We start from the raw sequence: 12,321 nt of genomic DNA, 5'->3' as shown, positions 1-12,321 counted from the left end.
TGTTAAGCCAAGTTTATATAGTGATTAAACAGGTGGCTTTTTAATATCTTACTACTACCTTTTTTATCTATGATTCAGGATACTACTGTTATTATCAACATCCAGCTGTATTACATTGGACACTTAGTACCTCATTTCCATCTGGTCCAATAATATGTGTTGCACAAGCTAGACAAGGGTCAAAGCTATGGATAGTACGTAATAGCTCAAGAGGTTTTTCTGGTTCAGCAAGATGTGTATCCATTAGTGCTGCTTCATAAGGACCTAATTGTTCACTATCACTTCGAGGTGCAGCATTCCAAGTAGTAGGGACTACACATTGATAGCGATCAATTTTTGTGTCTTTTATAACAACCCAATGCCCTAAAGCTCCACGAGGTGCTTCAGTAAAACCTGCGCCTTTAGCTTCTTTAGGCCATGTACTAGGTTCCCATTTTGTAGTATTGGCTACAGTTAAATCACCAGCCTTTGTATTAGCTATAAGGCGATCAAAAAAGTATTGAAGTTTTTCAGCAGCCCATACTGCTTCATGACTACGAGCAATAATACGTCCAAGTGTTGAACACATATGTGTGACAGGAACATTAAGTTGCCGACATATCTCATCAACAGCTGTGACTGTTTCTTCTCTCTTCATATAATATGCAATAAGCACTCTAGGTAGAGGGCCAACTTCCATCATATGCCCTTTCCAACGAGGTGTTTTTATCCAAGAATAGCGTGCACGTTCATCCAGTTCTTTAATATCAGTTTCTGTTCCTTTTGTATTAGGTCCAACAGAAAATTCTGGAATGGTTTCTCCTTCAAATGGATGTAGTGATGTTATATCATTAGGATAACGATACCATGAATGACTAACTTCTTCTCGAACTTCATCTTCTGCAAAAAGATCTACAGGATGAACTTCATTGAAGTTACCATTGATAATAGCTCCATTAGGAACAAGTAAGCTGTCATTTGAAAAGTCATTGCTAATTGTTGGGAATCCACCATAAGAAAGTATAGATAGATGAGATATACCCTTACCAATAGACAACCATTCAGGATAAAATTTCCCAAGTGCTATAGTATCAGGCATAAGTACTTTTGAAGTAAAGTCTTTACAAATATTGATAATACGCTGGACATACTCCAATCTTTCCATATTTATAACGTCAGCACCACCTTTTGCATCTAAGTTTAGAGCTAAAGGCATACCACCTACAATCCAGTTAGGATGAGGGTTTTTACCACCAAAAATAGTGTGGATTTTTACAACTTCCTTTTGCATGTTGAGTGCTTCGATATAATGTGCCACAAGCATTAAATTTGCTTCTGGTGGAAGTTTGTAAGCAGGGTGACCCCAATACCCATTTTTGAAAATACCTAATTGACCAGAGCCAATAATATCTACAAGACGTTTTTTGATGTCAGCAAAATAACCTGGAGAAGACATTGGCCAAGAAGAGATACTTTGAGCTAGTTCAGAAGCTTTTTTAGGATCACCTTTTGCTGCAGAAACGACATCAATCCAATCAAGTCCTGCAAGTTGATAAAAATGTACAATATGATCATGACACCATAGTGCTAATTGCATCATATTGCGGATAAAGTTTGCATTTGCTGGAACTTCAATTTGTAAAGCATTTTCTACTGCATATATAGAGGTTAGAGCATGAGTTCCTGTGCAAACACCACAAATACGTTCTGCAAAGGCCCAAGCGTCTCTAGGATCACGATTTTTAAGAATAATTTCAAGCCCTCTAAAAAGAGTTCCTGATGAAACAGCATTTGTAATTATTCCTGATGAGTTAATATTAACTTCACAACGTAAGTGTCCTTCAATCCGTGTAATAGGATCAACAACAATACGTTTTCCTGCGTCAGTTACTTCATATCCTTGAGTGCTATATTGATAGCTCATAGTTGAATCCTTTATTAACTATCAGTAGTTTCGTTAGAATTACCTGAGTTCATTACATTTTTACTATGACAGCAGGCTGTAGTATTTTGTGTTTTTTCATCAGCAGAGTTACTACAACAGGTGTGAGCAGTTGTATTATCTGTTGACTGATGAGAGTGACAGCAAGTATGAGGTTGAGCATTTTCTTCTTCAACTTTTGCATTAGCTTTGCGTTTTAAATGTACGGCAGTGCTAATAGCAGCATGTGTTGCTGCAGCTGCACCAACAGCACCAACAGCAGCTAACCCTACTGTATTTGCAGTAGTATTTGTCCCAAATTGTGGAATAGTGGTTATCCTATCATAGAATGAGCCTCTATCCCAAAAGTCATTCTCAGAGCAGCCAATACAGCCATGCCCAGATTCAATAGGATATGACACACCATCATTCCATCGAGTAACAGGACATGCATTATACGTTGTTGGACCTTTACATCCCATTTTATAAAGGCAATAACCAAGAGAAGCTGCAGGATCATCCCATGATTCTACAAATTGACCTGCATCAAAATGAGCTCTTCGAACACATTGATCATGTACGGTTTTACCGTAAAACATGGCTGGTCTTTTTTGAGAGTCAAGTTCAGGAAGTCTCTCATAGGTAAGAATATATGCAACAACATTACTCATTACTTCAGGAATAGGTGGACAACCTGGAATACGGATAATAGGTTTATCATGGATAAGTTTAGGTACAGGTGTTGCACGGGTAGGATTAGGATGAGCAGCTTGTACACATCCCCATGAGGCACAAGTTCCCCAACAAATAACAGCACTTGCTCCTTCTGCACCACGTTTGAGGGTTTCAAGAAAAGGTCTTCCTTCTTGAAAACATGCCATACCCTGGTCAGCTAGAGGAGCATTTCCTTCAACAGCAAGGATATAGCGACCCTTATATTCTGTGATTGTTTCTTCAAAAACTTCTGCGGCTTGATGTCCTGCTGCAGCCATAATTGTATCCTGATAGTCTAATGAAATCATAGATAAGACAATATCAGAAGCAAGAGGGTGCGCTGAGCGTATAAAAGATTCTGTACAACAACTACATGATAACCCGTTTATCCAAACAACAGGAAGACGAGGTTTATTTTCCATTGCATTTGCTATGTCTAGGTGTCCTGTTGGGCCAAGGCCTAAATAAACGGCTGCAAAGGAACAAAATTTTAGAAAGTCACGACGACTAACACCTCGTTTTTCCAATGCTTCATATTGAGTTTCCGGTGGGTAGTTCATGAAGCTATCCTTTGTTTAGTTAATAATTTTACATAATTACAGCATATTATGTTTACTTTATACCATTCCATGTTAGTGTGGGCAATAAGAAAAAGTCAATATTTATCTTGTTCATAATAACACTTCTCTTCTTTATGTCTATAAGAATGTATTTAATATATATTGCAATCTATTCATGTTACTTAGTAACATTATATAATAACAATGATATTTTTTAAGATATTTTAGTTTTAGTTAATAAGAAAATGTTTTTTTTATTTATAGGATAGATTATGCTTTTTATAAATTAAAAAGGAACCTTATTTAACTTATATCTTACTAAATAGACTATAAAATTTTTGTTTTTTGAAAACTATATTGAAGTTAAAAAATAGTAGTTAGCCTTAGACTTACTAAAGGATTTTTATGTATAATAGAGTTAATTTTATTATATGGTTAATAGCAACATTTTTTATAGTATTTTTTTCTATAGCTGAAGAGGTAAAGGCAGAAGAACGACTAATAAAAATGGTTATTCTTTCAAGACATGGATTTCGTCCTCCTGTAGAGACGCATGAATTTTTAGAAGAATGGTCAGAAAAACAATGGCCATATTGGCCTGTAAAAGATGGTTATCTCACTCAGCGTGGAAGTGTTCTTATTAGTATATTATGGGAGGGGTTACATGAAGACCCTTGGATGAAAGAATTGTTTCCACGTAATATATGTCCTGATCCTCAGTCAATTTATGTTAGATCTGATACTATGGAGCGTACTCAAGCTACAGCTATAGCAATTTTAAATGGTTTTGCCTCAGGCTGTGATTTTCAATACAGAGTACTAGATACTACAGAAGGGGATCCTTTGTTCACTCCTTTGGAGACTGGATGTTGTTCTTTGGATTTTACCAAAGTTATTCAAGAATTTAATCAACAATATGGGGGAGTCCAGACATTACGGAAAGATTTGGAAGAGCCTTTGAAGATAGTTGCAGATGTATTAGGATATTGTCCTGAAGCTACGTGTAAAAAGTATGGATTATCTTCTGAGTGTAGTGTTCTTGATATTCCTGATACAATTATTTTGAATAAACACAATGGGGTACATCTAACAGGGGGATTAGGTATTTCTGCTTTATCTGCTGCACTCTTTTTTCTTGAACTAGGAGAATGGCCTAAAGGTAATTTAAGTGGTATTAATGTTTCTCAAGATATAGTTAAGAAAGTTTTTCCTCTTCAAACAAAAATATTTAATGCAATACATCGGATACCAGAAATGGCTACAGTTAAAGCAAGTGGAATACTTAAAACAATAACAGATGCTCTAACTAACTCAGATACTGATTCTGACGTTAATAAAGCAAAGTTAGTCATATTTGTTGGCCATGATACTAATATTGCTAATATTGCTGGTATACTGTCTGTAGATTGGGATATTCCTGGGTATCCTTCTGGCGCAACTCCTCCTGGAGGTATGCTTGTTTTTACTTTATGGGAAACACCTAATGGGAATATAGTGAAAGCACATTATATTTGTCAGTCCTTAGAAACAGTAACAACACCTTCTATATATCCACAAAAAATTTATAAGCAGCAGTTGTACTCTGTTTCTCCAACAACGTCTAAAAAAGTCAATAAAGAACCTTTTGAATACAGTGAAAAACAATTTAAAGAATGGGTTTATCGTTTAGTTAAGAAAGACTGTATAATAAAAGAAACTAGACCATTAATATCAAAACGTACTTTATATTAATGTAATATCTAGAGGTAACTGAAGAAGTATATCTTAGTAGAAATAAATTAGGATATACTTTTTAAGTTTATTATACTCTTAAAGTTATATTTATATCTTGTAATCGCTAAAGGTTTGGTACTCCCTTAGCTAATTTATAATTAGTTAATGAGTGTTATGATAAAAAAATGGTCAATATAATGAAAAATCATATTATCTTTATAAACACAATGAAGTTTAAAATAATATATAGTTATTTTTTGGGGTAATAATGTATAACTTTTCTTTATTTCTCTTACTAGTAGGGTTAATTTTAGGTACGTTTCAGCCAATAGCAGCAAAAGAGCAAGATCAAGAAAGGTTAATCAAGATGGTTGTCCTATCTCGACATGGACTTCGTTCTCCAATAGTTCCAAATAGTGAGTTAGATGAGTGGACACAAAAAGAGTGGCCATATTGGCCTGTAAATAATGGTTATCTTACTTCTAGAGGAAGTATTCTTATTAGTAATTTATGGGAAGCATTACGCGAAGACCCTTGGTTAAATGAGTTACTTCCTCAAGATATATGTCCTAATCCTGAGCTAATATATGTTCGTGCTAATACTGCTGAGAGAACACAGGCAACAGCTGTTGCTATTTTAAATGGTCTTGCACCAGGATGCGGCCTTAAGTATTTTTTTTTGACTCTAAGAATAAGGATCCTCTTTTTAATTCAACAGAAACAGGAGATTATCCTGTTGATATGTCTAAAGTCTTTCAAGAATTTTATCAACAATATAAGGAAGTTCAAGAGATACAGAAAGAACTTGAAAAACCTTTAGGACTCATTGTAGATATTTTAGGTCCATGTCCTAAAGAAACCTGCAAGAAGTATGGATTACCAGAAGGATGTACTATCTTAGATATTCCTAGTAGTGTTTTTTTTAATAAAAAAAAGAAGAAATTAAAGTTTATTGGAGGATTGCATTTTGCTTCTGTGGCAACAGAATGTTTTTTATTTATGCAAGGAGAATGGCCAAGGGGTAATCAAACTAATTTGAACATATCTTATGAACAACTAGAACAGCTTTACCCTATTTATAATACGTTATCTAATATTGTAAACAGGCTTCCTGAGATGGCTACAAGTAGAGGAAGTTTATTATTGAATGCAATTGCTGATGCATTAACAAGCTCAGATGTAGATTCTAATATTAATAAAGCAAAATTAGTTATATTTTCAGGGCATGAGGGTAATATACAATCTATTGCAGGGCTATTAAACTTACAGTGGAAGATACATGGTTATCCTCCAAATGGGACACCTCCTGGGGGGATGTTGATGTTTACATTATGGGAAACTCCTAATGGTAACATTGTAAAAATTCATTATGTTTGCCAGGAGTTAGAAGCAATTGTAAGTCCAGTAGGGTATCCACAAAAGTTTTTTAAACAACAGTTAAAAGTTATTCCTTATACGTCATCTTCATATACAAATACTGAGCAGCTAGAGTGTAGTGAGAAGCAGTTCAGAGATTGGATAGATAACGTAGTTGATAAAAATTTATTACCAAAACAAAAAGTTCTTCTGAAATCTAAACGTGTTCTATGACAGAGTTAAGATAGTCATTTACTTTTATTGTGTAGGTTGAGTAGTTAACTTTTAAAGTGTATTGAATTTCTACATTGTTTTATATTAAAAGAGCCTTTTGAATACGTTCAATGGCTTTATTGGTATCTTCATATGATCCAAAGCCTGTGAGTCGGAAGTATCCCTCACCATGAGGTCCAAAACCTACTCCTGGCGTTCCTACAACTCCAGCATTCTGTAAAAGAAGATCAAAGAAATCCCATGAGCTTAGGTTGTCAGGTGTTTTTATCCAGACATATGGAGCATTTATACCACCAACAGCAGTAATACCCATTTGTGTAATTGCATTTTGTATAATTAAGGCATTTTTCATATAGTATTGGATAGATTCTTGGATTTGTTTTTGTCCTTCAGGAGTATAGATTGCAGCTGCAGCTTTTTGTACAATATATGAGCATCCATTGTACTTTGTAGTTTGCCGACGATTCCACATCATATTAAGGTATTGTTCATTACCTTCTCTTGTATTTGCTTTAAGCTCTTTAGGTATAACAGTATAAGCACAACGTAATCCAGTAAATCCTGCTGTTTTTGAAAAGCTTCGAAACTCAATAGCAACTTCTTTAGCTCCATCTATTTCATAGATACTATGTGGAATAGTAGGATCTGTAATATACGCCTCGTAAGCAGCATCAAAAAGAATAATAGCTCCTTCTTTTTTTGCATAATTTACCCAAATGGTAAGCTGGTCCTTTGATAATACTGTTCCTGTAGGATTATTAGGATAACAAAGATAGATGATATCTGGATGTTGTGTTGGAAGTTCAGGGATAAAATTATTTTCTATAGTACATGGAAGATAGATGAGTTTTGACCATATACCATTTATAAGCTTTCCAAGTCTTCCAGACATCACATTTGAATCAATATACACAGGGTATACAGGATCAATAATAGCTACTGTATCAGAGGGGTCAAAGAGTTCTTGGATGTTAGCAATATCACATTTAGTACCATCACTTACAAATATTTCATCTGCTTCAATATGAACATTTCTAGACGTATAATCATTAGCTATGATTTCGCCTATAAGGAATTCATATCCATGTTCTGGACCATATCCATGAAAAGAAGAAGGTTGTCCCATTTCATCAGTAGCATCATGAAGTGCTTTAATAACTGCAGGGACAAGAGGACGTGTTACATCACCAATACTCAAACGAATAATTGATTTTTCTGGGTGTGTTTTTTTATATGTGTTAACTCGTTGGTTGATCTCTGTAAAAAAATAAGAGCCAGGTAAATCAAGATAATGTTTATTTGTATGAGCCATAACTGCCCCTTATATTTATTCATATTTTTTAGATAATAAAAAATATGTATATTTTCAATTGTAATCTATTTTATAACTAGCTGTTTTTATAGTTTTTTCTTATCATTTAAGGTAATATTATCTAGATTGATGAAGCATTATTATAATGCTATATTTTTACATTATGGCTATAACAACTCCAAAATCACTATTTTATTCAACGCCAGAATGTTTAAGAACAATACAAGTTATTAATGTTCGATGGTTCAATGCAACAGCCTGGTATGCTCTTGAGTTATCACGTCTTCTTATAAAAGCTGGACATAAAACACTTGTTTTGACTCTTAATAATACTGAAACACACTATAAAGCTGTTGAAATGGGCCTTTCTCCTATTCCACTTCCATTAAATACAAAATGTCCTTTTATTTTTTTTAAACTTATTCAAAGTATATATCAACAAATTAAGGTGTTCAAGCCAAATATCGTAAACTGTCATAGAGGGGAGGCTGTTTTTTTATGGGGGATATTAAGAAAGAAAGGTAACTATGCACTAGTAAGAACTCGTGGTGATCAACGTTTACCAAAGAGAAATATTTTTAATAAACTTCTTTATAGAAGTATGACCGATGCCATAATTACTACAAATACAAAAATGAGTTCTCATATTACGTCATTACTTAATGTAAAAGAATCATTAATAGATACTATTATTGGTGGTGTTGATAACCAACGTTTTTATTTTTCTGAATTAGGAAGAAGAATAGTACGTTCTAAATATGGATTTACAGCAAATCATTTTGTCATTGGTTTATTAGGGCGCTTTGATAGGGTAAAAGGCCAAAAAGAGCTTATTAATGCTATCGCATTATTGATTCAAGAAGGGTATACATCTATTCGCTTATTACTTATTGGGTTTCCTACAACTATAAGTAAAGAAGAGGTTGAAGTTTGGATAAAAGAAGCTAAGATTGAACCATATGTAATAATTACAGGTTATGTACAAAGTATTACTGATTATTTATCGGCAATGGATCTTGGAGTAATAGCTTCACTAAGTTCAGAAACTATAGCAAGAGCTGCACTAGAAATTATAGCTTGTAAACGGCCTCTTATATCTACAAATGTAGGTGTAATGCCAGACTTGCTTCCTTTGGAGGCACTGGTAGAACCAGGAAACATACTAGCATTAAAGAAAGTAATACAAAAAGCTATTGTTAATAGTTCATGGCGTAAATGGTTAGTAGATATTTCTTCAAATAGAATGAAGTCACAGACAAGTGAACTTTTTTTATCAGAAACTTTAGAAAGTTATAGTAAAGCGTTATCTAATAGATTTCATGCAGTTTATGGATAGTTATTGATTTACATCAGGCAACCATTTATAATTATATTTATATATAATGGTTAGGGCGTAGAAGTTAAAATTAGTGTACTATTTCTTTTATACATAATTAAATATATTAATGAGTATCTCAGAATTGTATAAAAAATGGTGGGCCATCGGTGACTTGAACACCGAACCAACTGATTAAGAGTCAGCTGCTCTACCAATTGAGCTAATGGCCCATATTTCAGGTAAGTATGAAGAGCTGTTTATCGATAGTAAAAAGTTAAGTCAAGTTTTTTATATTATATAGTAAGGAATACTGGTTGTATGCGACAGTATCGTATTATTTATCTACTATTATTTTACTTTATTTTTTGTTTGTCGATAAGCCATCCAGTAGCAGCAGACATAACATATTCACCATTAGATGTAAAATTTGCATATGCTCTTGATACAGGAACTTCTCCTGAAACTGTTATTATTAAAATGGTATTAACAGTAGATGATAACTATTATACATACACTCATAATGAAAAAGAAGGACTTCCAACAAAAGTTGTCCTTCAAAATTCATCAGGAACTATCCTTCAGAGTAGAATTTTTTATCCTGAAGGAGAAATCCATGAAGATGTTTCTTCTGGTATAAGCATAAAGAAAGTTTATAGTGGCGAATTCCCTATTTTTTTGCAGGTGCAGAGAGATGCATTAACGCCTGAGTCAGAAGTACAGTTATCTTTATTATTATGTTCTTCTAAACATTGTATGCCTGTTAATCGTACTATTCCAATTACACTTCCTAACCCTTTACCTAGTATTGATGAAGTTCCATGGGAGGATACATATCTATTATATACAAATCCTGTTGTTCATACAGCAGAATCAGAACACTTGATAGACTCTACAGAACAAACAACAGATATTGCAGAAAGTCTTTTCCCATGGGATTTGCATCCTCGTTATTTTCAGTCTGGGCTTGAACCTACACGTATTGAGCTTGCACTACTTTTTGGATTCCTTGCAGGACTTATTTTAAATATTATGCCATGTGTGCTTCCTGTTTTAACACTAAAGTTTTCTTTTATTCTTTCTCATCTTGGGTATAAAGGAGAGCATTGTTTCCGTTATGTTAGGGAGCAAAATTTATTATTTGCAGCTGGAATTCTCAGTTGGTTTGTTATGTTAGCATTAGGTGTGGAAGTTCTTGAATTAGCATGGGGTGGCTTTTTTCAAAGTGTACCAGTTGTTTATGGTTTAATGCTTATTGTTTTTATTTTAGCATTGTCTCTCTTTGGTTTTTTTACACTTCCTATTATTGATTTCAAAATAGAAACAACAAGTTTTCCACGTATTCAGGCCTATTTTACAGGTGTTATGACAACCTTGCTTGCAACTCCTTGTAGTGGTCCTTTGTTAGGGGGTGTTCTAGGTTGGGCTGTGTTACAGCCATTTTATATAATATTTATTGTATTTTTAGCTACAGGGCTAGGTATGTCTCTTCCATACATTATTTTTGCCTTTAAGCCTCAAGCCATTCGATTTTTACCTAGACCTGGTGCATGGTGTGGAACTCTTGAACAACTTGTAGGCTTTTTCCTTTTAGGTACCACTATTTATTTACTTTCTATTTTACCAGAAACAATGTTAATTCAAGCAATAGTAACTCTTCTAATAGCAGCTTTTGCTGTATGGTGTTGGGGAGTTTTGGGTGGACTTTCTGTATCTAGTACTCAAAGAGTGGTTGTAGGGGTAGTAGTTAGTTGTATGATTGCAATGTCTGTGTGGTGGAGTTTTCATCCTGCTGAAAAAGCACATTGGCTGTCATATTCTGATACAAAGTTTAGGAAAGAACTTGGTTTAACTCCAATGCTTGTAGAGTTTACAGCAGATTGGTGTCCAACATGTAAACTACTTGAAAAAACAGTATTAACAACATCTTTTCTTGAACAGTTGGTTAATGAGTATGGTATAAAGCTTATAAAAGTCGATTTAACAAATAAGCATAGTGAAGCTGAAGCATTATTAAGAGCTTTAGGTAGTGTAAGTATTCCTGTGACAGCCATATTCCCATCTGGTGAAAAAGCAAATCAGCCTTTAGTCCTTCGTGATGTATACACATCAGAACAGCTTGAAAAAGCTCTTCAGTTAGCTATTAAAAGTTCTGAATAGAGTTTTAGTACTGTATCTAAATAATGACTAGTAGATTTTGACATGGATAAATTATTATTTTGTTATAGGGTTAGTTAAAGAATCAATAAGATATATTAATAATCTATATTTCTATTAAGTTTTTTAAAAGTCATAATAAGCTATTTTCTAATAATAATTAAACAATAATTTTATAATATAGTATTATCTTATCAGTACTACTCAAATAGTGGTTACATGTTGTACTTTGTTAAGTAAAAATATTAGATAGATAAAGGAATAGTTTTTTGCCAATCAGTTCTTTAGTTCCATTAACAGAAATAAGACAGTATTGTTTACAGTTAGGTTTTTCCCTTTCAGATCAAGAGATTGAATCATTAAGAGGTTATCTTTGTTTATTGACGAAATGGAATAAGGTTATGAACCTTGTAGGATTTACAACTTGGAAAACAATATGTTCAAATCTTATTATAGATAGTTTTCATCTGGCAATATTTATTCGTTCCCTAAGTCTACCTACAGATCCTCTTTGTTGGGATTTTGGTTCTGGTGCTGGTCTACCTGGTATCCCTCTTAGAATTATATGGAAAGAAGGTTCTTACTGGCTTGTGGAGTCTCGAGAAAAACGTGCAATTTTTCTTAAAACACTATTAGCACAATATCCTCTTACACAAACATATGTTTATTGTGGTCGTGTAGAGGAATTTATGTTAGCAAACTGTTTGTCTGATGTTGCATTAATTGTAAGCCGTGCCTTTATGCCATGGCAGGCTCTTCTTAAGTTAATAGAAAAAAAGATATCTTTTAAAGGAGTTATTGTTCTACTTTTAAATGATATTCCTAAGAATATAGATAGTTGTTGGTATATCCAAACAACATACCCATATTCTATAGGAGGTGAAAAACGATTTTTTGTAGCATTAAAAAAAGCTAGTTAATAAAAATTATGAAATATCAAACCCTCCTTTTTAGCTTGGAAAGCTACAAACTTACATAGTTATTTTATAGTTTATTAATTAAATCTAGTTATTTTTGAATTATAATGTATTTATTATACTTCTTCTATTCTTACAAATAG

Annotated in this window: 9 protein-coding genes and 1 tRNA gene; 6 read left to right on the top strand and 4 right to left on the bottom strand. The window is 33.6% G+C overall.

Translation table 11 applies throughout. The features are described from left to right. Positions 1–94 precede the first annotated feature (94 nt). The gene (locus LI_RS02415; protein WP_011526524.1) at positions 95–1,903 is read right to left on the bottom strand and encodes a nickel-dependent hydrogenase large subunit; all 1,809 of its coding nucleotides are present in this window, start codon (positions 1,901–1,903) and stop codon (positions 95–97) included. A gap of 14 nt (positions 1,904–1,917) precedes the next feature. Then, positions 1,918–3,174: a hydrogenase small subunit gene (locus tag LI_RS02410; protein ID WP_011526523.1), complete on the bottom strand. Its 1,257-nt coding sequence runs from the start codon at positions 3,172–3,174 to the stop codon at positions 1,918–1,920. Between the two features lie 405 nt (positions 3,175–3,579). Here LI_RS02410 and LI_RS02405 point away from each other — a divergent pair, with 405 nt between their 5' ends. The 3 genes from LI_RS02405 (at position 3,580) to LI_RS07605 (ending at position 6,477) form a co-directional block, all read left to right on the top strand. Further along, positions 3,580–4,905: a histidine-type phosphatase gene (locus LI_RS02405; RefSeq protein ID WP_011526522.1), complete on the top strand. Its 1,326-nt coding sequence runs from the start codon at positions 3,580–3,582 to the stop codon at positions 4,903–4,905. 250 nt (positions 4,906–5,155) lie between these two features. After that, positions 5,156–5,707: a histidine-type phosphatase gene (locus LI_RS07610; RefSeq protein WP_011526521.1), complete on the top strand. Its 552-nt coding sequence runs from the start codon at positions 5,156–5,158 to the stop codon at positions 5,705–5,707. Beyond that, entirely contained in the window at positions 5,629–6,477 is an 849-nt protein-coding gene (locus LI_RS07605; RefSeq protein WP_011526520.1) for a histidine-type phosphatase, read from the top strand. Before LI_RS07610 ends, LI_RS07605 begins: the two co-directional genes overlap by 79 nt. Before the next feature lie 79 nt (positions 6,478–6,556). On the opposite strand, the gene LI_RS02395 is transcribed toward LI_RS07605, so the two are convergent. After that, on the bottom strand, positions 6,557–7,789 hold the full coding sequence (locus tag LI_RS02395) for an LL-diaminopimelate aminotransferase (protein ID WP_011526519.1): 1,233 nt from the start codon (positions 7,787–7,789) through the stop codon (positions 6,557–6,559). A gap of 145 nt (positions 7,790–7,934) precedes the next feature. On the opposite strand from LI_RS02395, the gene LI_RS02390 reads away from it, so the two are divergent. Then, positions 7,935–9,125 (top strand): glycosyltransferase family 4 protein, encoded by a 1,191-nt coding sequence (locus LI_RS02390; RefSeq protein WP_011526518.1) that lies wholly within the window; start codon positions 7,935–7,937, stop codon positions 9,123–9,125. A gap of 136 nt (positions 9,126–9,261) precedes the next feature. Here the strand turns inward: LI_RS02390 and LI_RS02385 are convergent. After that, positions 9,262–9,337: transfer RNA gene (locus LI_RS02385), tRNA-Lys, on the bottom strand. 88 nt (positions 9,338–9,425) lie between these two features. On the opposite strand from LI_RS02385, the gene LI_RS02380 reads away from it, so the two are divergent. Continuing rightward, positions 9,426–11,264, top strand: coding sequence for a protein-disulfide reductase DsbD family protein (locus tag LI_RS02380; RefSeq protein ID WP_011526517.1), 1,839 nt, complete (start codon positions 9,426–9,428; stop codon positions 11,262–11,264). Between the two features lie 266 nt (positions 11,265–11,530). Beyond that, positions 11,531–12,181, top strand: coding sequence for a 16S rRNA (guanine(527)-N(7))-methyltransferase RsmG (locus LI_RS02375; RefSeq protein ID WP_011526516.1), 651 nt, complete (start codon positions 11,531–11,533; stop codon positions 12,179–12,181). Positions 12,182–12,321: the final 140 nt, after the last annotated feature.

This window comes from Lawsonia intracellularis PHE/MN1-00, from assembly GCF_000055945.1.
GTDB lineage: Bacteria > Desulfobacterota > Desulfovibrionia > Desulfovibrionales > Desulfovibrionaceae > Bilophila > Bilophila intracellularis.
The sequence above is the reverse complement of the archived record's forward strand: the minus strand, read 5'-3'. Positions and strand labels throughout refer to the sequence as shown.

Coding starts and splice junctions, on each gene's coding strand:
- LI_RS07605 (WP_011526520.1), top strand. CDS start 5,629: ATGTCTAAAGTCTTTCAAGAATTTTATCAACAATATAAGGAAGTTCAA.
- LI_RS07610 (WP_011526521.1), top strand. CDS start 5,156: ATGTATAACTTTTCTTTATTTCTCTTACTAGTAGGGTTAATTTTAGGT.
- LI_RS02380 (WP_011526517.1), top strand. CDS start 9,426: ATGCGACAGTATCGTATTATTTATCTACTATTATTTTACTTTATTTTT.
- LI_RS02390 (WP_011526518.1), top strand. CDS start 7,935: ATGCTATATTTTTACATTATGGCTATAACAACTCCAAAATCACTATTT.
- LI_RS02395 (WP_011526519.1), bottom strand. CDS start 7,789: ATGGCTCATACAAATAAACATTATCTTGATTTACCTGGCTCTTATTTT.
- LI_RS02415 (WP_011526524.1), bottom strand. CDS start 1,903: ATGAGCTATCAATATAGCACTCAAGGATATGAAGTAACTGACGCAGGA.
- LI_RS02410 (WP_011526523.1), bottom strand. CDS start 3,174: ATGAACTACCCACCGGAAACTCAATATGAAGCATTGGAAAAACGAGGT.
- LI_RS02405 (WP_011526522.1), top strand. CDS start 3,580: ATGTATAATAGAGTTAATTTTATTATATGGTTAATAGCAACATTTTTT.